At 45.3% G+C, this 23239-nt stretch carries 22 protein-coding genes; 7 read left to right on the top strand and 15 right to left on the bottom strand.

Annotated elements, in window-relative coordinates:
- Nucleotides 1-133: 133 nt before the first annotated feature.
- Nucleotides 134-2029: a PrkA family serine protein kinase gene (locus C400_RS0108575; protein WP_013370145.1), complete on the bottom strand. Its 1896-nt coding sequence runs from the start codon at nucleotides 2027-2029 to the stop codon at nucleotides 134-136.
- Nucleotides 2030-2313: 284 nt separating this feature from the next.
- On the opposite strand from C400_RS0108575, the gene C400_RS0108570 reads away from it, so the two are divergent.
- A complete protein-coding gene (locus C400_RS0108570; RefSeq protein ID WP_017426661.1) occupies nucleotides 2314-3072 on the top strand; it encodes a DUF2161 domain-containing phosphodiesterase in 759 nt (252 codons plus the stop codon).
- Nucleotides 3073-3091: 19 nt separating this feature from the next.
- Here C400_RS0108570 and C400_RS0108565 read toward each other — a convergent pair whose 3' ends face one another.
- Together C400_RS0108565 and C400_RS0108560 are read right to left on the bottom strand one after the other, a co-directional pair.
- On the bottom strand, nucleotides 3092-4345 hold the full coding sequence (locus C400_RS0108565) for an aminotransferase-like domain-containing protein (protein WP_016820497.1): 1254 nt from the start codon (nucleotides 4343-4345) through the stop codon (nucleotides 3092-3094).
- 49 nt (nucleotides 4346-4394) lie between these two features.
- Entirely contained in the window at nucleotides 4395-5051 is a 657-nt protein-coding gene (locus C400_RS0108560) for a response regulator transcription factor (RefSeq protein WP_016820498.1), read from the bottom strand.
- 271 nt (nucleotides 5052-5322) lie between these two features.
- On the opposite strand from C400_RS0108560, the gene C400_RS0108555 reads away from it, so the two are divergent.
- Together C400_RS0108555 and C400_RS0108550 are read left to right on the top strand one after the other, a co-directional pair.
- Nucleotides 5323-5730: a hypothetical protein gene (locus tag C400_RS0108555; protein WP_017426660.1), complete on the top strand. Its 408-nt coding sequence runs from the start codon at nucleotides 5323-5325 to the stop codon at nucleotides 5728-5730.
- Nucleotides 5727-6794, top strand: a complete 1068-nt coding sequence (locus C400_RS0108550; RefSeq protein ID WP_016820500.1) for a phosphodiester glycosidase family protein — start codon at nucleotides 5727-5729, stop codon at nucleotides 6792-6794. Before C400_RS0108555 ends, C400_RS0108550 begins: the two co-directional genes overlap by 4 nt.
- A 104-nt stretch (nucleotides 6795-6898) precedes the next feature.
- Here C400_RS0108550 and C400_RS0108545 read toward each other — a convergent pair whose 3' ends face one another.
- The 12 genes from C400_RS0108545 to C400_RS0108490 all read right to left on the bottom strand — a co-directional run bounded on the left by C400_RS0108545 (nucleotide 6899) and on the right by C400_RS0108490 (nucleotide 19673).
- Complete coding sequence (locus C400_RS0108545) at nucleotides 6899-7147, bottom strand: AbrB/MazE/SpoVT family DNA-binding domain-containing protein (RefSeq protein ID WP_014599574.1); 249 nt, start codon at nucleotides 7145-7147, stop codon at nucleotides 6899-6901.
- Nucleotides 7148-7523: 376 nt separating this feature from the next.
- Nucleotides 7524-7988, bottom strand: a complete 465-nt coding sequence (gene trmL, locus C400_RS0108540; RefSeq protein WP_017426659.1) for a tRNA (uridine(34)/cytosine(34)/5-carboxymethylaminomethyluridine(34)-2'-O)-methyltransferase TrmL — start codon at nucleotides 7986-7988, stop codon at nucleotides 7524-7526.
- 245 nt (nucleotides 7989-8233) lie between these two features.
- Entirely contained in the window at nucleotides 8234-9325 is a 1092-nt protein-coding gene (serC, locus tag C400_RS0108535) for a 3-phosphoserine/phosphohydroxythreonine transaminase (RefSeq protein ID WP_016820502.1), read from the bottom strand.
- Nucleotides 9326-9593: 268 nt separating this feature from the next.
- Nucleotides 9594-11018 (bottom strand): type I glutamate--ammonia ligase, encoded by a 1425-nt coding sequence (gene glnA, locus C400_RS0108530; RefSeq protein ID WP_016820503.1) that lies wholly within the window; start codon nucleotides 11016-11018, stop codon nucleotides 9594-9596.
- Nucleotides 11019-11290: 272 nt separating this feature from the next.
- Nucleotides 11291-12328 (bottom strand): 3-deoxy-7-phosphoheptulonate synthase, encoded by a 1038-nt coding sequence (gene aroF / locus C400_RS0108525; protein ID WP_017426658.1) that lies wholly within the window; start codon nucleotides 12326-12328, stop codon nucleotides 11291-11293.
- Nucleotides 12329-12594: 266 nt separating this feature from the next.
- Nucleotides 12595-13551, bottom strand: a complete 957-nt coding sequence (locus C400_RS0108520) for a 4-hydroxy-3-methylbut-2-enyl diphosphate reductase (protein ID WP_017426657.1) — start codon at nucleotides 13549-13551, stop codon at nucleotides 12595-12597.
- Between the two features lie 111 nt (nucleotides 13552-13662).
- Nucleotides 13663-15141, bottom strand: a complete 1479-nt coding sequence (locus tag C400_RS0108515) for a sensor histidine kinase (protein WP_017426656.1) — start codon at nucleotides 15139-15141, stop codon at nucleotides 13663-13665.
- Between the two features lies 1 nt (nucleotide 15142).
- A complete protein-coding gene (locus C400_RS0108510; protein ID WP_016820507.1) occupies nucleotides 15143-15832 on the bottom strand; it encodes a response regulator transcription factor in 690 nt (229 codons plus the stop codon).
- A 150-nt stretch (nucleotides 15833-15982) separates the two neighbouring features.
- Complete coding sequence (locus C400_RS0108505) at nucleotides 15983-17566, bottom strand: S1C family serine protease (protein WP_017426655.1); 1584 nt, start codon at nucleotides 17564-17566, stop codon at nucleotides 15983-15985.
- Between the two features lie 195 nt (nucleotides 17567-17761).
- Nucleotides 17762-18070: a hypothetical protein gene (locus C400_RS0108500; RefSeq protein WP_016820509.1), complete on the bottom strand. Its 309-nt coding sequence runs from the start codon at nucleotides 18068-18070 to the stop codon at nucleotides 17762-17764.
- 84 nt (nucleotides 18071-18154) lie between these two features.
- Nucleotides 18155-18730, bottom strand: a complete 576-nt coding sequence (locus C400_RS0108495; protein WP_016820510.1) for a 3D domain-containing protein — start codon at nucleotides 18728-18730, stop codon at nucleotides 18155-18157.
- Nucleotides 18731-18791: 61 nt separating this feature from the next.
- Nucleotides 18792-19673 (bottom strand): putative sporulation protein YtxC, encoded by an 882-nt coding sequence (locus C400_RS0108490; RefSeq protein WP_016820511.1) that lies wholly within the window; start codon nucleotides 19671-19673, stop codon nucleotides 18792-18794.
- A 239-nt stretch (nucleotides 19674-19912) separates the two neighbouring features.
- On the opposite strand from C400_RS0108490, the gene C400_RS0108485 reads away from it, so the two are divergent.
- From C400_RS0108485 to C400_RS0108470, 4 genes are all read left to right on the top strand, one after another.
- Entirely contained in the window at nucleotides 19913-20308 is a 396-nt protein-coding gene (locus tag C400_RS0108485) for a hypothetical protein (protein WP_016820512.1), read from the top strand.
- A gap of 196 nt (nucleotides 20309-20504) precedes the next feature.
- The gene (locus C400_RS0108480; protein ID WP_017426654.1) at nucleotides 20505-20999 is read left to right on the top strand and encodes a cation:proton antiporter regulatory subunit; all 495 of its coding nucleotides are present in this window, start codon (nucleotides 20505-20507) and stop codon (nucleotides 20997-20999) included.
- A 4-nt stretch (nucleotides 21000-21003) separates the two neighbouring features.
- Nucleotides 21004-22230 carry a cation:proton antiporter gene (locus C400_RS0108475; protein WP_017426653.1) on the top strand — a complete coding sequence of 409 codons (1227 nt, stop codon included), beginning with the start codon at nucleotides 21004-21006 and terminating at the stop codon, nucleotides 22228-22230.
- Nucleotides 22231-22314: 84 nt separating this feature from the next.
- The gene (locus tag C400_RS0108470) at nucleotides 22315-23178 is read left to right on the top strand and encodes a YitT family protein (RefSeq protein WP_017426652.1); all 864 of its coding nucleotides are present in this window, start codon (nucleotides 22315-22317) and stop codon (nucleotides 23176-23178) included.
- Nucleotides 23179-23239: the final 61 nt, after the last annotated feature.

The raw sequence follows: 23239 nt of genomic DNA, 5'->3' as shown, positions 1-23239 counted from the left end.
AAAAACATATAAATCCAACTCTCTATTCATACAAAAAAAGAACCCGTCAGCACCTCAAACGCTCTGTGCCTGCCGGATTCTCTTCACCATCCATTTCAATCCATAGCCTCATTACACAATTGTTTATTTCCCCTTACCGATTCAGGAGGCTGCCTACATACCTCAATAGATCGTTGGCGCTGGCTCCAGTGTAGCCATGCTCCTCAATCAGCCGCTTAATCACCTCATTCATCCGTTTGAGCTGATTAGCATCAGGCGTTTTGGTCGAAGTTGTGATCTTCACAATATCCTTCAAATCGGCGAACAGCTTCTTTTCAATGGCTTCTCGCAGCCGATCATGATGATGATACTCAAACTTTCGCCCCTTGCGGGAATAGGCAGAAATACGGATTAATATTTCCTCACGGAATGCCTTTTTCGCATTTTCCGACACCCCGATTTGCTCCTCAATGGAGCGCATAAGCCGCTCATCTGGGTCGAGCTCCTCATCTGTGAGCGGATCGCGGATTTTCGCCCAATTGCAAAAAGCTTCGATGTTATCCAAATAGTTATCAAACAGCGTCTTGGCTGATTCTTCGAAAGAGTACACAAAGGCCTTTTGTACTTCTTTTTTCGCCAATTCATCATATTCCTTACGAGCCACGGAAATGAAATTCAGATACCGCTCCCGCTCTTCCTTTGTGATAGAAGCGTGCTGGTCTAAACCATCCTTAATGGCTCGTAAAATATCCAGAGCATTGATGGACTCCACATTTTGCTTAATCAGCGCACTGGAAATACGATTAATGACGTACCTTGGGTCTACACCGGACATGCCTTCTTCCAGAAACTCATGTTGCATCTCCTTCAGATCGGCCTCCTTATAGCCTTCGACCTCCTCACCATCATACATGCGCATCTTTTTAACCAGATCCATCCCCTGCTTCTTGGTTTCTTTCAACCGGGTGAGTACAGAGAAAATGGCAGCCGTTCGCAGCGCATGAGGAGCGATGTGAATATGACGCATGTCACTTTGCTCAATGAGCTTGGCATAAATCTTTTCTTCCTCGGAAACTTTCAGATTATAGGGAATTGGCATTACAATCATCCGCGATTGCAACGCCTCGTTCTTTTTATTCGCAATAAAGCTTTTATACTCCGATTCATTGGTGTGAGCTACGATCAATTCATCTGCACTGATGAGCGCAAACCGTCCGGCCTTGAAATTTCCTTCCTGGGTCAGAGACAGTAAATTCCACAAAAATTTCTCATCGCACTTCAGCATTTCCTGAAATTCCATCAGTCCGCGATTCGCTTTATTCAGCTCTCCGTCAAATCGATAGGCGCGTGGATCCGATTCCGAACCATACTCTGTAATGGTGGAAAAGTCGATGCTGCCTGTCAAATCGGCAATATCCTGCGACTTCGGATCAGAAGGACTGAACGTACCTATGCCGATCCGGTTTTCTTCCGATATAAATACCCGCTCCACGCGAACCTTCTCAATATCACCATCAAATTCCGTACGTAATCTCATTTGGCAGGATGGGCACAAATTACCTTCAATGCGCACACCCAGTTCCTTTTCGAATTCGGGACGCAACTCATGAGGAATAAGATGAAGGGGATCTTCGTGCATAGGGCAGCCTTCTATGGCATACACGGCTCCCTGATCTGTTCTCGAAAACTTCTCCAGACCACGCTTTAGCAAAGTGACCAGTGTTGATTTCCCTCCGCTAACAGGTCCCATCAAAAGCAGGATACGCTTGCGGACATCGAGCCGCCTGGCTGAGGAATGGAAGTACTCCTCCACCAACTTCTCCAGTGCACGATCCAGCCCAAAAATCTCCTGCTCAAAAAATTTATATCGCTTATGTCCCCCAACCTCTTCTACACCAAAAGATTCAATCATTTTGTAAACCCGTGCATGAGCGGTCATCGCCGGTGTCGGGTCTTTCTTGAGTATCTCGATATACTCTCTAAAAGTGCCGTTCCAGGCCAAGCGGTTGTTCTCCGCTCGGTACTCCGCAAGGCGGTCAAAAATATTCATGCTCGGTTCCTCCCATGACTGCGTAATGACTATCCTCCACTCTTGATGATTATGGCTACACTCGTCACGCCTTTCAGGATATAATGCGATCCTCTTAAAAAAAAGTGTAATACATACCTATGCAGATTGATTTCAGAATTGACCTATTTTTTTGTGACAGGTCTCTAGGCTTTTTCCAAAAACAAAGGGATTCACTATGCTAAAATAGACAACAACGACGCGGACCTGACGCATTATGGTACAATATAAGCTCGGAATAATGGGATAAAGGAGCGGGAGAATCCATGGCGGTTCGGCATGAGACGGAGCTGTACGCTCCGGTCAAAGCCTTTTTTGAAAATTTGGGATATGAAGTCAAAGGAGAAGTGCGCAACTGCGATTTGATGGGGATCAAGCCAGGGCAGCAAGCGCCTCTAATTGTGGAGATAAAAAAGACGTTTAACCTGGCGCTGGTACTGCAAGGCATGCAGCGCTTGAAGCTAAGCAGCAATGTATATGTGGCCGTAGAACGGAATCGTGCCAAAAAAGGGGCGGTGAATCAACGCTGGAATGAGCTGGTCGGACTGTGCCGCCAGTTGGGTCTTGGCTTGCTCACCGTCACGCATTTTAAAACAAAGCCTCCGCTCGTTGAGGTGCTGTGTAAGCCCGTGGCATCTAGTGATGATGTTTACAAAACGACTACCGTTCGCCGCGGCTCGCGCAAGGAAAAGCTGCTGCGGGAATTTCACGCACGCAGCGGTGACCACAATGTCGGCGGGAGCACCCGGCGCAAGCTGGTCACCGCCTACCGGGAAAAAGCGCTGCGCGTAGCCGCTGCTTTACAGGGTTTGGGGGAAGCCGCCCCGGCGCAGCTCGCCCGCACAGCAGCCGTCAGCGACGCTGCTGCCGTACTCCAGCGCAACTACTACGGTTGGTTTGAACGTGTAGCCCGCGGGCGTTATCGGCTGACTCCGTTCGGTGAAGCCGCTCTGAGCGAGTATGCAGAAGTACTGCAGCAACAGGGCATTGAAGCGGCGGCTGGAATGATGGCAGAGGATGACTGACCTCGGATAGTGGTTATTACTAGCTTCGCGCTGTAAATTCACCGATCGTCTCACCGATTAAATTCATGCCCATAAGCAGTTGTTCCCGGCCTGGGTGGCTAAAGTTAAGGCGAATATGGGCCGCACCTTCATCGCCAACCGCACACAACGCACCTGGCATAAAGGCTACGCCCTTGGGTAGCGCCGCTTTGAGCAGCAAGGCGCTGTCCAGCCCAGCGGGCAATTTCACCCACACATACATCCCACCAGATGGAATATGATACGTCACGTCTTTCCAAAACGGACGCTTCAGCAGCTCTAAGAGTAATTGGAGCCGAGTTGAATATTCCTTGTTCAACATTGCCAAGTGCTCATGCCATTGAAAACGCGAATTGGTCAGCAATTGGAACAGCAGCCGTTGGTTCATCGTACTGGATTGCACGTCAGCCAGCTGCTTCAAGGCGTACATCCCTTCGATCAGCGGCGCAGGACCAGCCGCCCAGCCAGTTCGCAGTGCAGGGGCAACTGTTTTATTAAATGAACCGATATATAGCACTTGACCGCCCTGTCCCGCATGATCCAGTGCGAATAGTGAGGGGTAAGCCTCTGCAAACTTTCGGCTCTGGGCATGTGGACTCTTATCATGGGTTTCGTGTTTTTGCTTAAAATGCAATTCACCGTAAGAATCGTCCTCAACGACCAACACCTCATGACGCCTACAGAGGTCCAAAATTTCCTGCCGTCTAGCCGCGCTCCATAAGGCGCCTGTCGGATTCGTAAACGTTGGCGTAGCAAAAAAAAGCTTGGGGCGATAACGGATCATTAAAGCTTCAAGCTTATCGGGAATAACGCCCTCCCCATCCGATTCTACAGGAACGACCTGCGCCCCTTGCATAGATAGTACCTGTAAACATCCAGGGGATGTCGGGTTCTCGACCAATACCGGATCACGTTCATCCACCATCAGCCTTACGATCAAGTCAATGGCCTGCTGGCTGCCTGTGGTGAGAAGGATTTGACCTGGCGGTACTCTTACTCCTTTACGCTGCTCCCACTCTCCCGCAAGCCATGCCCGCAACGGAAAATAGCCCTCCGGTTCACCATACTGGAGGGCGTCAGGGCCGGAGCCAAACACATCATGAGCTGCTTCTTCCAACAGTTTCACCGGAAACAGCTCTTGTGCAGGCAATTCTTCAGCCAAAGATATAAAGGAATGTCTTCTCGCATTTTCCCGGATATGACGCACTGGAGAAGCCAACATCGCAGCCGTTCGTGAAGCAAAGGAATATTGCATGAACATCCTCCTTCTCCTGAAAAATAGTCATGATCTCCGGGCTGACACGTCAAGCATATAACTGCTTCATCTGACGCGCATATAAGGCATAACGTTCAATCGCCTGCGCCCGGCTGGACACACCTAATTTCGCATAAATTTTACGTAAATAATTATCAATGGAGCGCCGGCTAACTTCGATCTCGATAGCAATTTTGTCATATGTAATTCCTTGTACAATACGTTCCATAATAAAAACTTCGGTTTGCGTCAATTCGTCAAAAGGCTCAGAAGCCATTAACGGCATAAATGGCCAGTTTCCACAACGAATCCAATCCATTGGTAATGAAGCAAATCCTTCGCGCAAACCGTTGATCAGGTGAATTAACTGGCTCGGTGATGCCTGCTTGGATAGCATTCCATTTGCGCCAAGCGAGATTAACTGCTGGAACAACGTAATATTGTCCTCATCCGTCATAATAACAATATGGCTGTCCGGAGACAAGACCCGCATTTGTGTCAAAAACGGTTCCGCCGTTCCCTCAGGCAACCTATAGTCCATTAAAATAATTTCCGGGCGAATGGAGCAAACCAGCTCCAGGCCTTCTGTGCCGGAGGAAGACATCCCTCTAACAAGCAAATCCTGCTGGTCTTCCAAAATAAGCTTTGTTCCCAGCATACTTGTAGGATGGATATCTATGATGACCACCTGCCATACTTTTCTCATATCTAAACCTCCTGATTTACAAAAAAATACATATTTAGCGAAAGTAATCACAAAACTAGAGAGTGCTTATGTAGAAATTGCGCAAATGTGAACGTATAGGAAGCGAAAACGATTTAAGGAAATTGTATCCTAGGACTTCCTTCCGATGCAATCTCTTTTTCCAATATTTTTATATGACTATTTCGCTTTTGCGAAATAAATAGGCCCATGATAGAATTGGTACTGCAAATAAAGACTGGAAATTTGAATTTACACGGGAGTTGAAAATCAAATGCAAGCTTCACCTGAACGTCCTCCTGCCGAAGCCCGGCGGAGCAATTCAAGAAAGGGGTTGCCCGTAAAGACTTTTCTGCTATTTTGGTTCATTCTTATTATACTAGGTGCTCTCGCAACCTATTTGTATAGCAATCACTTAAAGCAGCAAATGCTAAACGAAATGCAAACCCATACAGACCAACAAATTCAAGTACTCAAATCTGACTATGAAAAGCAATTGACTGCACTTTCCAAGGAAGTTAGCGGATTGCAGGGCAAGGTTCAGTCCTTCAACGAACTACTGACCTTTACAAAGGATAATGCCAATAACAAGACCGATAATAGCAATAAACTGTATACTCAATTAAATGAAGTCAAGCAGCAGCTCAATACACTTCAGAAAAAAATGGACTTGCTAAAATGAATGTAGATGCAAAGCTAGTAAACCGGTTCTTTATGTTGGCCCTTGCTCCTTTTATCGGTTTGTTAGGGTGTATTTTGTTAGTGCATCCCCCTTTGAGCTTTCCTGAATCTACATCTCCGAGTCTGCAAAAAGCCGAAATTACTTTACAAACGCAATCAGTAGGCAAGCAGCTTGATGAAGCCAAGCAAACAGCAACGTATACCTTATCTACGATTCGCCGGACGTCTGAGCTCTACAAACAAACGACCCAAACGATGAATCAGCTTGTCGTGACTGCCTCTGCGCAGTCCAAGCGACCCGCGGTTATCTATAATCGGCGCATCACTGCCAAACTGGGGGTTCCCTATTACCAGGTAGATAGCAACCGGATTACCATTGAATTGTTTAAAGTAAACCCGGGAATTTATCACGGATATGCTATGAAAGTTAAACTTAAAGATCCTACGGCAATGAAAATGTCTTTGGGAAATGACAAATTGGGTGGCTCAGAGACGACTATGCGTGCAGTCTTGAGACACGGAGCCATTGCAGGCATCAACGCAGGCGGCTTTGCCGATGGAGATGGCAAACGCTATCCATTAAGCACTACTGTCTTGAACGGCCGCTATCTTACTGGCTTTCAGTCGAGTTTTAAGGACTTGTCATTCGTCGGATTGAGTAACGACGGCAAGCTTATTGGGGGCAAATTTTACAATCAAAGTGCTCTTGACAGCTTAAAACCTGCCTTTGGAGCTACCTTTGTTCCCGTTCTGTTGCAAAGGGGACAAAAAGTGCCTATTCCTGACAAATGGAAAGTCTCTCCCAAGCGGGCTCCACGTACGGTCATTGGCAACTATAAAGATGATCAGTTGCTCATTATTGTCGTAGACGGCTACAATGAAAGCGGGGGTTCAGGTGCAACGCTCGAAGAACTCCAAGGGAAGATGTTCAATCTGGGTGTTCAAGATGCTTATAATTTGGACGGCGGCGGTTCATCGTCCCTTATACTAAACGGCCGAATCGTAAACAAACCGTCAGATGGTAATTTGCGTCCAGTCCCTACTCATTTTTTGTTCTATAAATAGTTAGGTGTAGTGTAGTTTACCATCCAATTAAATATATGCTGTTCAGGCATAGCTCTATCCGAAAAAAAGCATCACGAACGAATGTCGTGATGCTTTTGCCTCATTTAGGAGGAGTACTGTGTCATTTCTGTCAGGCATTGAGCACAAATATAACGTTCTTTGAAATCGTTCACTTGTTCTATTGAGCCGCAGAATACACATTTTGGACGATAACGCTCCAAAATAATATGGTCGCCCTGAACCAAAATTTCGACAGGATCTCCCTCATTCATTTGATATCTTTTACGCAATGACTTAGGCAGAACTATTCTCCCCAACTGATCAACTTTACGTACCACACCGGCAGGTTTCATCGTGATCGTACACCTCTCCTATTGAGTATTAGCTTGCGATTTTCTTTCCAGGCGAAAAACTAGGTACAAAGACACTATTCTTTATGTAGTATTCGCTGTCTTTTTGTCGAATCCTGCTGATCACAGGAAATTTTATTACATTTTTTCATAAAATCATGAACCATATCAAAGTATGGTACAGAATGTCTATAATATTTTTATCGACCGGAAAGCCAATTATCATTAGCCTTCACAGAGAATTTCCGCAAATTTATGACCATATATCCTTTATTTAAGCTCTACTGTCATGTACTTTCGAGCAATAATAGTGCAACTTTTATCAGCAACTAAGGTCCTGGTTCTTTATTCGCATTTATACTTGATCGATTGATGTTCTTTACGATAAACCTGGAAAATCCAATTGTCTCAGCGCTTCATATACGATAATCGCAGCGGAATTCGACAAGTTTAGAGATCTTACTTTATCTGACATAGGCATCTTGATACATGTATCAGGATTAGCAGCTAACAGTTCAGGAGGCAAACCTTTCGTTTCTTTACCAAACACCAAAAAGTCTCCATCCTGAAATTCAATATCACTATACTGCTGTTTTGCCTTTGTCGTCGCATAAAAAAAGCGACCTTCTTGATATTTCTCTTGTACTTCAGCAAAAGAATCGTGATACTCAATGTGAACAGCATACCAATAATCAAGCCCAGCCCGTTTTAACGTAGCATCATCGGTACGGAAGCCCAGGGGCTTAACCAGATGCAGATGAGTTCCGGTTGCAGCACACGTTCTGGCAATATTCCCTGTGTTAGCTGGAATTTCCGGCTCGACAAGCACAATATGTAATGGCATCAGTTTTTCGTTCCTTTCATTATTAAATTCATTAGACAAATAACCTAAAGTCTAACTAAAATGTGTATACTGAAAACATACACTTTCTTCATTTTAACAAAATCAGAGGGATATAGACATCAAACGACAAAAAAATATCAATTTCCCTACACCACTAAAAGCCTTCCCCTATACACATTCAGGGAAGGCTTTATTTTTACTTTTTCGATATCAAATATCGTGTATCGAAATATATGTCTGTATAATCAACTGTTACGTTGCTTAAATCCATCCATAAACTCGGCTAATGCTTGACAGTTCTCCAGTGGAACCGCATTGTAGATTGAGGCGCGAAGCCCTCCAACACTGCGATGCCCCTTCAATCCGATGAAACCCGCTTGTTCGGATTCTTTAATAAATTGTTTTTCCAGATCCTCATTCGCAAGGCGGAAGGTTACGTTCATAATAGAACGATCAGCGCTGTCCACACAACCACGATAGAAGCCTTCGCTTCTGTCAATACGGTCGTATAGCAGATCAGCTTTCTGCTGATTCACACGCTCGATGCCTTCTAAACCGCCTTCCTCCTGGATCCATTTGAGCACTTCATTCACCATGTATATGGCAAAGGATGGGGGAGTATTGTAGAGAGAGTTATTCTTTTCATAAGTACTGTAACGCAGCATCGTAGGAATATTGCCTGGTGAGGAAGCCAGTAGCTCTTCACGGGCAACCACGACCGTTACACCAGAAGGTCCCAGATTTTTTTGCGCACCAGCATAAATCAATCCAAATTGAGTAACATCAAAAGGCTTGCAAAAAATATCACTGGACATGTCCACAATCAGCGGTACGGAACCCGTATCCGGGAATTGCTTAAATTGTGTACCTTCAATCGTCTCATTGGACGTCATATGCACATATGCAGTATTCTCAGGCAAGTCCAAGGAATCCACATTCGGAAGACGCATGAATTTCTCATCAGCGGAGGAGGCGGCAATGTGAGCCTTGCCCAATAGCTTAGCTTCTTTATATGCCTTGTCCGACCAGCTGCCTGTCATTACATAGCTTCCGATCTGTCCTTCGCCTAAGAAATTTAAAGGCAGCATGGCAAACTGCGTGCTTGCGCCCCCTTGCAAAAACAACACCTTGTAGCCTTGTGGATTGCCCAGCAGAGATAGCAGACGTTCCTGCGCTTCATTATGGACAGATTCATACACGGCTCCACGGTGAGACATTTCCATGATGGACATCCCTGTCCCCTGGAAATCTACGAATTCAGCTTGTACACGTTCCAGTACTTTGAGCGGCAATGCCGCCGGTCCTGCATTAAAATTGTAGGCTCTCTTACTCAACAATTTCCCATCCCTTCTCTACTCTGGTGTGGATATTATCGCTATGATAGCAGTATTCATAAATGCGTTCAAGACTTGTATAAAAATGTTTCCGATTTCCTTTATGATGTGACAAAGCTGTGAATGTTAATATATTTAACATCTTCATTTTGTAGTATTTATCATAATGGTAAAAGGTCTCCGGCATAAGACCGGAGACCTATCTTGAACAACAACTATTCCCCGCAGGCTAATGAGTGTTATTCAAATCTGCTATGCTATCGATGTAGTATTAGCAGTCAAAATACAAGCTGTATTCATGTGGATGAACACGGATGTTCACTGATTTAGCTTCAGAACGTTTGAACTCTACATAGTTATCGATGAAGTCCTTCGTAAATACGCCGCCTTCAGTCAGGAATTCGTAATCGGCTTCCAGAGCGTCCAGAGCTTCATCTAGTGTACCAGGTACACTGCGGATTTTGCCTTTTTCAGCGTCAGACAGCTCATAGATGTTAGTGTCGAGTGGACCATAGCCCAATTCGACTGGGTTCAGTTTGCGCTTGATGCCATCCAGACCCGCCATCAGCATTGCTGAGAAAGCAAGGTATGGGTTAGCTGTGGAGTCTGGTGTACGGAACTCGATTCGACAGCCTTTAGGCGTTACAGCCGCTACTGGAATGCGTACAGCCGCAGAACGGTTACCTTTGGAGAATACCAGGTTAACCGGCGCTTCGTAGCCAGGAACGAGACGTTTGAACGAGTTGGTGCTTGGGTTGGTCAAAGCGATCAACGCAGGTGCATGGTACAGAATACCGCCAATGTAATGAAGAGCCATTTCGCTCAGATTAGCATAACCACCTTTTTCGTAGAACAAAGGAGTGTCGCCATCGAAAATAGATTGGTGAACGTGCATACCGCTTCCGTTGTCCCCGAAAATCGGTTTCGGCATGAATGTTGCCACTTTACCATATTGACGCGCTGTGTTGTGTACAATGTATTTATAAACGAGCAGGTTGTCTGCTGTTTTCTTGAGTGTATCAAAACGGAAGTTGATTTCCGCTTGGCCTGCCGTAGCCACCTCATGGTGATGGCGCTCAATTCTCAGACCTGCTTCTTCAAGCAAACGGCACATTTCACTACGAATGTCTTGCTGGGTGTCTACTGGTGCTACAGGTACATAGCCGCCCTTCACTCCCACTTTGAAGGCCAGGTTGCCGCCTTCTTCCTTACGGTTCGTGTTCCAAGCTGCTTCCTCGGAATCTACGAAGAAGGAGGAGCTGTTCATGCCGCTTTCGTAGCGAACATCATCAAAGATGAAAAATTCAGATTCAGGTGCAAAGAATGCCGCTGTGCCCACTCCTGCGGATTGCAGAAATTCCTCAGCTTTTTTGGCAATACCACGAGGATCACGGTCATATTTTTCACCGTCTGGCGTAGCAATATCACACAGGATATTCAGTGTTGGATGCTGAGTGAAAGGGTCGATAAAAACCGCTTCTGGATCGGGCAGCATAACCATGTCGGATTCCTCAATGCCACGATAGCCGGGAATGGAAGAACCGTCGAAAGCAACACCGTTAACAAATGTTTCTTCATCTACTTCGGAAGCTGGCAATGAAATATGGTGAGCACGACCAGACAAATCTACAAAACGAAAATCTACCCACTCAATATTATTTTCCTGAATTGTTTTCAATACGTTTTCAACGGACATGTCTTCTTCCTCCCAATTTTTCCGAACATTAAGTCTTATACAACCCTGAAATGTTCATGATCGAATGTTTTTTTCTGTCGTCATTATAAATCTCAAACATGACACGGGTCAATAGCTATGTAAGGTATTTTTTAAACTAATGTTAGATATGCTTACGCCCTTGATAACATTTGAACAATACAAAAAGCCCGAAACATCGGGCTTTTAGGTGATTTTACTCTTATTTACTGCATTGCGGCAAAACTTTTATGCATTAATGTTAATAATTAGTTTTAAGATACAGCACTAGGTGTGTGGAATGTTTTCCCAATTGCAGGAGCCAACAATTCCAAATCTTTTAGTAAATCTGCAAATTGATCCGGGAATAGGGACTGTACACCATCACCCGTCATCGAGTTGTCAGGGTCTGTATGCATTTCAATAATTAAACCATCCGCTCCCGCTGCTACCGAAGCCTTCGTCATAGGAACAACCAGTTCACGTCTACCTGTGCCATGGCTAGGATCGGAAATGACCGGCAAATGGCTCAACTGCTGCAAAACAGGGATCGCGGACAAGTCGAGCGTATTTCTAGTGTAGGTTTCGAATGTACGGATACCGCGCTCACATAACATAACGTTCGGGTTGCCGCCTGCCAAGATGTACTCGGCAGCATTCAAAAACTCGTCATAAGTCGAGCTGAAACCTCGCTTGAGCAATACTGGCTTGCCGCAAGTACCCAGCTTGCGCAGCAAATCAAAGTTTTGCATATTACGTGTACCTACTTGCAGAATATCGGCGTATTCCGCGCAGATGTCTACGTATTCAGGTGTCATGACCTCTGTGATGGTCAAGAGATCGTGCTTCTGCCCCGCCTCAGCCATCATGATTAAACCTTCTACACCCGTTCCTTGGAAGCTGTATGGCCCTGTACGCGGCTTAAAGGCACCTCCACGAAGGACTTGCGCGCCTGCAGCTTTGACCAATCCGGCAATTTCATCGATCTGTGCGGCAGACTCAACAGCACATGGTCCCCCCATAACGACAAGCTCGCCGCCGCCGATATTTACACCTTTGATGGAGATCACCGTATTTTCCGGATGAAAATCACGGCTGGCCAATTTGTAGGACTTCGAAATTTTAACTACATTTTCTACACCCTTCATTTGGCGTAGATGTTCTGCCAGCTTCGGTTCTACGCTACCAATCAGTCCGATAATCGTACGATCCGATCCTCGGGATACATGAGCCTGCAATCCTTCTTTTTCAATCACTTCAACAATAGCTTGAATATGTTCTTCAGGTGTTTGAACACCAGCGATAACGATCATTTTTTTCTTCCTCTCTATAAACCATATTTTATTATCCACATAGAATAATATTATGACACTTAGACGCTTGTTCGCTTTTAAGCTTTTATCCGTTAAAGCAACTATACCTGTTTTAACTTGCCTCGTCAAGGCTTAATTATCCCGAATAGTTCTTTTTTTTGACTTAGTGAAGCTGATCTAATTGAATAATATCGGTACTTAAACAATTTGAAAAAAGCCGCTACCCGGATGTTTGTATCCGAATAACGGCTGTAATCAATGACATACTATTTCGTCGTTTTTGACTTTTCTCGTACAGGAGGCAGCAGTTTTTTCATATCAATGGTTCGCTGAATCTCCCATGTTTCCGGGTTATCCGCTTCATACTGTTCCAAATACGTAATGACCTCTTTGGTAATCAGCGTAGGTGTTGAAGCCCCGGAGGTCACAGCTACTTTGGCTACACCCTCAAGCCACTCCCTCTTCAGCTCCGTTATATCAGAAATACGATAAGCCGTAGTACCAGCTATTTCCTCTGACACCTGAGCCAATCGGTTGGAATTGTTGCTTCGCGGGTCACCGACCACGATTACCAGATCCGCCTGTCCTGCCTGCTCAGCTACCGCTTCCTGACGTACCTGTGTCGCCAAACAGATTTCATTGTGTATCTCGGCACCTGGGTACTTTTCTAGAAGCTTTTTCATTATGTGCTTGATGTCCCATTGACTCATGGTCGTCTGATTCGTAATGAGGATTTTGTCTGCTGACAGTGTAAGACTGTCAATCTCTTCTTCCTTTTCAATCAGATGAACATGGTCAGGAGCAATACCGATAGCTCCCTCTGGCTCTGGATGATTCTTTTTGCCAATATAAATAATCTGATAGCCTTCGGCAGACTTCTCCCGAATCAGATCATGTGTCTTCGTGACGTCAGGGCAGGTTGCGTCAACCGTAGTCAATCCCTTGTCTCGTGCCAGCTTGCGAACCTCTGGTGATACGCCATGAGCAGTGAAAATGACAGTACCACTCTCTACCTGGCTTAAAATCTCCATGCGGTTCGGTCCGTCCAATGTAATGATTCCTTCGTCTTCGAAGGAATTGGTGACATGACTGTTATGAACAATCATGCCTAGTATATAAATAGGCCGGGGTAAGTCCAAATTTCTGGCTGCCTGACGAGCCAATACCATGGCATCGACTACGCCGTAGCAGTAACCCCGGGGCGAAATTCTGAGTACCTCCAAAAATAGCCCCCACTTTCTTCGACACAGTATACAGCTCCAGTAACTGGACAGCTGCAGGCCTTTATGCCTCTACCGGCCAATTCTATGATGTAGTTCTCCTCCTATTATAGCCTATTCCAAAGGCGCGGAAAAGCTGACAGGAAGCCAAATGACAAAGGTTGTTCCTTCTCCTTGGCGCGTAACCACTTCCACAGACCCCTGATGTTCATCAATAATCCACTTGGCAATAGATAATCCCAAGCCAATTCCCTCCGTCACGCCGCGTGACTCATCTGCCCGGTAAAACCGGTCAAAAATAAAGGGAACCTCACTTTTGTCCATACCAATACCTGTATCACTGATCCGTAGCCCCACCTGACCCTGATAAACAATCGCATCAAATCGGACTGTGCCTTCAGGTGTATATTTAAAAGCATTATCAATGAAAATGAATAGCATTTGCTGCAAATAATCTTTGCTTCCGTCCATATAAATACCATTCAACAACGAAAAGTCGCCCACATTCCATTCGGCCGTTCGCTCCAAAAACTGAGCACGACGAGCAACCTCGTTTACGAGCGGCTCCAGCGCAACAGGCATCTTATCGAATGTTTTCCCCGTGTCCGCTCTTGCGAGTGACAACATATCGCTCACCAAGCGACTCATTCGCTTGCCTTCATCCGCCATGTCATTCAGCGCCTCCATGGAAAGCTCGCGAATCATGGCTTCATCCATATTCGGTCGCTCGCCCGGTTCGGTAGTCCACATTTTGAGCAGAAAATCAACGTTGCCACGAATCGTCGTCAAAGGTGTGCGCAGTTCATGGGAAGCATCGGCCACAAACCGGCGCTGCGCACCATATGCATCTTCAAGTTCCTTATAGAACACTTCTGTACGCCCCAGCATGTTGTTAACCGTCCCGATCAATTGTCCAATTTCATCTGGTGGTCCGTCATATTCAATCCGAACACTCAAATCATTACTCGATTGAATCTGATTGGCCCCCTCAATGACCTTAACCAGCGGCTTCATAGATTTACGAGCCAGGAAGAGACCAGAGGTCGCAGCAGCGAGTAAGGCAAATAGTGAACCGTACACAAGCACATTTTGTAACCTGTTCATAAGTCGGTCCTGAGAACCCGTGAATTGCCCTACCTGTAGCAGCCCGACCACCAAGCCCAACTCCTCGGATTTGATCGGCTGTTGAATAATCATAAAGGAATCACCATTTACGTTCACACGCCGAATTCCTTCATTTTGAACTGCTCCTGCCGCTGTAGACGGAACAGGGAAGGTGATACTGAGGTCTTTCATATTTTGGGTCGTTTTGGTTACACCGGACGTATAATTGTAAATTTGAACATAGAGCTGTGAGTCATCTATTCCACGCCCCTGCTCCAATCCCAAATCCAGATTAGGGACCTCAAACAATCCCCCTTTTATAATAAGGCGTAATTGCTTGTTAATCTGTGGCGCCTGAGTCATAAGCTGACTTTTCACTTCATTATATGTGTAGTAATATACTAGTCCGTAAATAGCCAGACCAAAAATGACAAGCACTATAGCCAAGATGCTCGAATACCAAGCTGTCAGCCGCCACCGAATAGACATATTACACATCACCTCTTAAAATATAGCCAGCTCCCCGAATGGTACGAATAAGCCGTTTGCCACCATCCTGCTCCGTTTTTTGTCGCAACATGGCAATATATACTTCCAGCACATTCGATTCTCCGCTATAGTCATAGCCCCAAATTTTATCCATAATCAGATCACGCGACAGAACGCGTTTTGGGTTTTGCATGAACAGATGGAGCAGTTCAAATTCTTTGGCCGTCAGTTCCAAGCGTTTGCCACCACGAACTACTTCACGTGATTCGTTATCCAGTTGTAAATCCTCGAAGGTAAGCCGATTCCCATTATTGTCCTGCTGTTCAGTTTTACGCCGCAAAAGCGCTCGTACGCGTGCCAGCAGCTCCTCCAGAGCAAACGGCTTCACGAGATAATCATCAGCCCCCAGGTCCAGACCCTTCACCCGGTTCTCCACCTCATCCTTGGCTGTAAGCATCAGGACAGGTACTGTGCTTCCCCCCTCCCGCATACGACGGCAAACCTCAAAACCATCGACCTGCGGCATCATTACATCGAGCACGACCAAATCAGGCTCAGCCGTTAGCATTTTATTTAATCCCTCTGCTCCATTGGCGGCTGTCAGCACTTCATATCCTTCAAAAGCCAGCCCTCTACGCAGCATGGATACAATTTTTTCATCATCATCAATGATCAGAATAGTAGAACGCATACACGATCAAACTCCTTTATCTCTTCTTCTTTTCCCTCTATTGTAGCAGGAGTAAACGCGTGTAGCATCTTGCCACCCAATGCAGCAAGAAACGGAAGGGTCGTTTTCCTTCCGTTTCTTACGTTCGTGTTCAATTCTAGAGTTATTCTCTTACTGCTGAAGAGTCGAGCTAAAGTCATTTTTGTTGCCTATTTTCAGCTGAATATCTTTTTTCTGCCCGGCTCGTTCGATGTTAAGCGTAAGTGCTGTACCCACTTTTTGTTTTTGGATGAATTGAATTAACTCCTGTGATGTGCTATAAGGCGTGCCATTAGCTCCGATAATTACATCGTAAGGACGTAGATCGGCCTGATATGCTGGTGATTTGTATATAATATCCCGAACAACCGAGCCTTCGGTCAGAGATGTACCCAATTCCTTGGCTACTTCAGGGCTCAAGTTTAACAGACTTGCACCAATGAAAGGTACAGGTTCTTTTGGAATAGGCTGGTTATTTTTCAGCTTATCGACGACTTCCAAAATCGTATTGGACGGAATTGCAAACCCGATCCCCTGTGCATCTGCACTAACAGCTACGTTCATACCGATAACCTGCCCTTGCAGATTTAACAACGGTCCGCCAGAGTTACCAGGATTAATGGAGGCATCCGTCTGAATGAGATGCTTGTATTGTGTCGGTTTTCCAGTTGACTCACTATTAATGGTGATGGTACGTTCTTTCGCGCTTAGCACACCGGCTGTTACCGAATGCTCAAAGCCTTCTGGGTTACCGATTGCAACCATCCACTCGCCGACTTTAGCGTTATCGGAGTCTCCCAAGGTTACGGTCGGGAAGTTATTTTTGCCTTCAATTTTAAGAACTGCCAAATCTAGATCTGCATTTTTGCCCAAAACTTTGGCTTCGTAAGGCTTGTTGGTTCCCTCTACTGTAACCTGTACCACACTCGCGCCTTCCACAACATGGTTGTTAGTCAGGACGTAACCCGATTTATCAAAAATAAAACCGGAACCAATACCCAGCGGAGTCAGCTGTCCACTGTTGCTGCCTTCATTTTCATTACTGTTGCCGCTACTGCCACTATCCCCATACTGGTTACCGAAAAAGTATTGATACAGCGGGTCATTGTAATAAGGGCTGCTTTGTCTGCCACTTCCAGCACTTGATTGCTTGGCAAGTGTTTCAATTTTGACGACTGCCGGGCCAGCCTTGGCTACAACAGATTGAACATCAGCCGTACCTGAAGGCATCACAGCCGGAACTGCGCTGGGAGACGAGTTAGTGGTTCCCGAATTCGTCGTTTCTCCGCTTTCAGCTGCTGCCGAAGTCAACGCTGTCTCCGGTGTGAACATATTGGTTCGGTCAGCTGTATACATCAATACCGTAATGACCAGCATTCCGGCTAAAAAAGATAACAAAATCGTTTTTACCTGCGATTTGGGCTTATTCGGTTTAAATTGCCAGTTGCCGCTATTCCGACCAGAACCATCCTGTTGCTCAGGCATAGCACGTTGATAAGAGGAAGGAAGCGGTCTCACTGCCTGCGGTGGCGTAATCTCAACGTTCTCCACCGACTGCCCTTCCCTGCGTTGTCCGTCCGACTGCACTGAGGAGAAAGGGCCATAGGAATAGTAATATGAGGAACCATTTGAATCGTTTGGCCGAGTTGTTTTATCGTTATCAACCTGATCATTGTCGTTCCGGCGCCCGGAATTATTATTTTTAAATTCGTCCATTGTATATCTCCTCCCAAACCCTATGCTTCAAGGTGGTGTTGTTTAGCTGACTTTATTTTGCACTTTAAACCTTAATTCCACCTTAAAAAAAATTAAAAAGGAGATAAAACCTCAGACCTATTGTATCTAGCCACTTTTACTCAACACGAAATGCCCCGGAATTCAATCCGGAGCATTTCGTGTTGAGTATGCTTTTTATTTTGTGTTAAAGTTCTCGTCGAACTTTTCGTTCGGTGTTTGTGCATTGCTTTGAATTTTGCTGCGACTGGAGTTTTGAACTTTTTGCGCTACTGCACTTGTACCGCCTTGATCTGTTGCAAATTCTTCATCATACTTCTCATTTGGTGTTTGGAAGTTGTCTTGAATTTTATTTTGTTCAGACTGCTTCACCTTTTGAGAAACAACGCCTACCGTATCGTCCTGTGCAAATTCCGCTTTGAACTGATTTCCTGTGTTTGCCTTGAAGCCTTTGTTCATGAAAGAACTACCGCCTTGATTTGGCATATTCCTCGACCTCCCAGTATGGTTTGCGGGATAAGCTCATCCCGAAACATAGTATGTGAAGTCAGGAAAAACAATATTCAAGGATTATATGGAAGCATCCAGTGTCTCGGGCGGAATGGTCTTATGCGTTTCTATCGCCTTTTGCAGCGATTTTATCATTTTTTCGGTACACTTGCCGTTTCCTTTTTTTATGATTTGAACATCCACATCTTTCTTGCCCCATTCAGAATACACCTGCCGGATTGTTTTAAAATACAAGTCAATTTTATTGCCCTTAATCGCTGAACCTGTATCTGCTACAATCCCGTAACCGTAACCTGGAATGTACAATATGCTGCCCAAAGGAAACATCTTCGGATCAGCCGCAATCGTGGACAGTGTATTTTTGTCACGACGCACTTTTACACCGGAATACGTAATACCGTAACCGGGATGATTCGGCCGTTTGCCAGTGGATTCATACCCTGCTGTATAACCTGTTGCCGTGACTGTCATGGTCGTAATAACCTGCTCTTCGCGTGGAGCTATAACAGGTGCGGATTGCCATTTCTTATGCTGGACCGGTTCTTTGTGACCGTAAACCTCATTGCCGGATAATACCAGACAGATTGCGATTAACATGGTTCCCAAAACCCGTTTCCATACCAACATGGATCTCATAAAAAACCTCCCCTTGAGGCAAAGGCTTTCCAGAAATCCATGAGTTTATACGGACTATTAATTATTTTTGAACATCCTGCCCCGGATAAAGTCTGCTCAGCTTTACTTTGTCTTCAAAAATATGCAAGAGCGTCCGTACAATAGGGGTGTGCTCATCGTCTGTGTGCAATATAATGGAAGCAGGGGATATCGAAATAAGAGTGCTGACGATTCGATCCTCTACCTCCATCTCCAGTTCAATACCGGGCATTTCAACAATAATATCATCTGCATCAGGAGTCGGTATGGGCACCATGGCACTATCGAGAATGATAAAATCATGCCCGCCTTGGTGAAGTACATGCACGAGTGGAACTTTGCTCTCCTGAAAAAACACAAAATATTTAAGCAGCCCCATAAATTCTTCGTATTGCCGATCTGCCCAGAATTCTTCCATCGCATAGTCAACGATTTCTTCAAGCTCTTTTTTATACGCATGCAGTCTGAATTGAATAAGCCCTTCCAAATTGATTACACGAAGCTCCTTAAAGTCCTTTTCCAAGAGGGTGGTCAGCTTACCATGGCGCTTTAAACGTCCTCGGGGACCATCATCATTTAACAGTGAGCGAATCATGCTACGAATTTGTTCAACGTCCTCTTTCTCCAGCAACGAGCAGGCTTTGTTGAGAATATGATCGAGAATCCCCCACTCCCTGACTTCGATAATATAATCCGCTATTGCCGAAGACATGATGCTGTATACACAGGGAAGAAAGCTTTCAAACGCTGAATTGCTTTCAGTGCCCTTGCAGGTCCATGCCACTTTGTTGTCCAGCTGTCTGAAAGTGAATCGAAATCCGCGCCGTGACATATGTAGTCCCTTGGTTCTACTTTTGACCACTTCGTAAAAACGGTCGGTTTCTTGATCTCCGTCTGTATTGGTCCACACTGTAAACAGTTCCATTGGCTCACTCCTTTCGATCACTGCTTTCAGTATATGGCGGCCTCTGAAGGGTTATACGAAGTGAACGACTGGAAACAAAAAGACATATGCAAAAGAGGCTGATCAGGTTTCAAAGAGACGTTAAGCGTGTTATAAACAATTACCGTGATTAGGTAAAAACCGAAAGACGTTTGAATATTTAGGGCGGGGTATGTTAAGGTTATAGTGATATGAATTTTTCACAAGAGGGAGGAGATAAGATGTCAACGATGCTGAACATGCTGCGCACATTCATGATCGTCATATTGAGCCTCGTTCAGATTTTGTCCCTTCCTGTGACGTTTCACGCGGAAGATACCACTCAATCCCTTCAGTTTACTTCGGGATCTTCACTTATGCTTCATGCTGATGTTACTTCGTTAGAAACAGATTCTCACGGTCTGGAACATCATTCCAAACCAGCGGTGCGCAAATCCTCCCCATTACTGCATCTGGTGATCGCTGCGGCTAAATCACTTCCCTTTGTCATTCTGATAGCGCTTGTGCTGCTAATGAGCATTCCTAAGCTACGTCTGCCTTTTATTCCTGTCATCTGTAAGCTAAAGAAACAATTGTTTTTGTTCCCCATCAAATTTACCTCTAGTTATGTGGCTTAACCTCCTTTTAGCATGCATATCACCATATTTGCATGTCTCTTTGCTAACTTTTCCTATTCATCTACTGCGTAAAATTTAATTTTCCATTTTTATTTAAAATTTAATGCAATCTAATTTTTCATATGACTTCCAAAGTATGTGATTTATTTCCCATATCATTCACTTAAATAAACGTATTATACAGGAGGCTTTATAAATGGATATTCGAGAGTCTATTTTGCCAGGAATCGGAATTAAGTATCGAATTGATGCGGAGAGTGGCGACCGAATTGTCATTATTATTCATGATGATGGCAGACGTGAGCTATATCACTTTGATTACGAGGATCTGGAACAAAGCATTTCTATGACGACCCTGAATGATCAGGAAGCACGATTAGTAGCCTCCATCATCGGTGGTATGACTTATAAGCCCAAGCAGCTCGAAAGTGTAGAGATGACATTTGACGATTTTATTATCGAATGGTACAGAGTGGAATCCCACTATGCAAGTGTAGGCAAATCCATTGGGGAGCTCGATGTAAGGCAAAATTCGGGTGCCACGGTTATTGCCATTGTGGAGAAAAAGGGAAAAAAATATGTAAATCCTGGCCCTGAAGTGATTATTAGCGATGATGCCACTGTAGTTGTTGTTGGAGAACGTGACCAGCAGAAACGCTTTAAACAAATCCTTATGAACGGAAGCGGGTGATTGGATGGATCATCTGGTATTTGAGGTTGGATTGGCTATTGCTCTAATTGCTGCAGCGGGGCTGATATCCTCCAAACTGCGCTTCTCGGTCATCCCTTTTTATATTCTGATCGGAATGGCAGTTGGACCTCATGCGATGGAGCTATGGCATTTTGATTTTCGGTTTATCGAAAGCGCCCCGTTTATTGATTTTATGGGGAGAATCGGAGTGCTGTTTCTTCTCTTCTACCTAGGGCTGGAGTTCTCAGTAGGTCGGTTGATTAAATCAGGTCGTTCCATTGCTGTGGGCGGTACCATTTATATTGGCATCAATTTTACACTGGGGCTGGCTCTCGGCTTCCTGAGCGGCTTTCCTGTAGCCGAGACACTAGTTATTGCCGGAATTACGACAATATCATCCAGTGCGATTGCAGCCAAGGTGCTAGTCGATCTCAAGCGTACCGCTAATGCTGAAACAGAAATGATTTTAGGTATTATTATGTTTGAGGATGTTTTCCTCGCCGTCTACATCTCCATCCTCTCCGGATTGGTTCTTAGCGACTCTTCCTCGCTCGGGGGTGTACTGCTATCGGCACTCATCGCACTTGGCTTTATGCTTGCAGTTATTATTATCGGTCGAAAGGCCGTCCCTCTGCTAAATCGGATTCTCCGTATCCGCTCCAATGAGGTATTCGGCCTCGTTGTTTTTGGCTCACTGTTTCTGGTGGCTGGTTTTTCAGAAACGATCCATGTAGCAGAAGCTATTGGAGCCCTGCTGGTCGGTCTGGTACTGGCCGAAACGGAACACGCCAAACGGATTGAGCATTTAATTGTTCCTTTCCGCGATTTCTTTGGTGCCCTGTTCTTCTTCAGTTTCGGACTGTCCATTGATCCGCTGTCTCTAGGAGGTAACGCCATATGGCTTGCGCTGGCAGCAGTCCTTCTCACACTATTTGGTAACATTTGGGCGGGTATGCTGGCTGGGCGTACAGCGTCTCTATCTCCCAAAGCATCCGCAAATATCGGTTTGACTATTGTGGCGCGAGGCGAATTTTCGATCATCATGGCCAACTTGGGTAAAGAAGGCGGTTTGCTTGATATTGTTCAACCTTTTGCAGCCATCTATGTACTCATACTGGCCATTCTTGGACCGCTTCTGACAAAGCAGTCAAAGCCTATCTTTAATATGCTAAACAAAATATTCAAATTTAAGGACCCTCGCTTACGAAAGGAAGAAAGCAAATCGGCGTAACTGTAAAAGCTGGATACGACAATCCATAGGAGGGAAGGCTATGCCGCACGTTGTAAAACATGCCGAAACTTTATGAGGCGGCTTGTGAAGCCCGCTTCAGGAGATGCGAGCAGGTTCCCTGTCTTTTATACGGTAATTGGCGGAATTACGGCATCCGTCGGTCTGGAATTGTTTTTACATCCGCATGATATGATCGCTGGAGGCGTTACGGGAATCTCCAGACTCATGTCGCTTTATACACAGGAGCATTTTGGGTTACTGCTATTCGTTTTAAACTTGCCACTAATGCTGCTGTATTCTTTGTCTACTCACAAACCCATGCTGCTTCGCGCACTCCCTGGCTTGTTTGCCTTTTCAGGCTCAGCCATCATTCTCTCGCCTTTTCCGGCAGTGAGCGGCCATCCGGTCGTATGCGCTTTGGGAGGCGGAATCTGTATTGGACTTGGCGCAGCGCTGACAGCTCGTCACGGGGGGTTGCTTGATTCATTAGGACTCAGCGAATCTGACGATGGCCGTCCATCCACTTTGTTGCTAATTCATCGGAAAATTCCGTTAATACAGATCGTAATGTTGTGTAATGGCCTGCTGCTCATTACGGCTGGTTTTGTGTTAGGCTGGGAGCCAGCCCTCTATTCCGCCTTATCCTGTCTCGCTGCCTATGAAACGACTCGGCTGATGTTTACTGGTCTGAGACGCATGGTCTGTGTTGTCAGCAAAAAACAGCCAACTGTCGAAGATGCCATATATCGCAGGTTGCGTTTACACAGCACACCTATTGAAGGTTCTGCCGCCCAGATAAAGGGCAAGATTAAAAGCGAATCAGATAAAAAAGAACAAATGGTCATCATTTACAGTGTTCATCTTTTGGATTTGCAGCGCTTTAAGGCGGCCATCCAAATGGCAGACCCACAGGCTGAGATCATGTATATGAAGCGATGGGAAACGTAGCAAATCCCAAATATATTAACCATAATAGAAAAATGATTAAAGATATTGTAGTATCCACTCT

Origin of the sequence: Paenibacillus sp. ICGEB2008 (assembly GCF_000307675.1) — a bacterium.
Classification (GTDB): domain Bacteria; phylum Bacillota; class Bacilli; order Paenibacillales; family Paenibacillaceae; genus Paenibacillus; species Paenibacillus polymyxa.
Note: the sequence above shows the minus strand (reverse complement) of the source record. Positions and strands in the feature narration are given on the sequence as shown.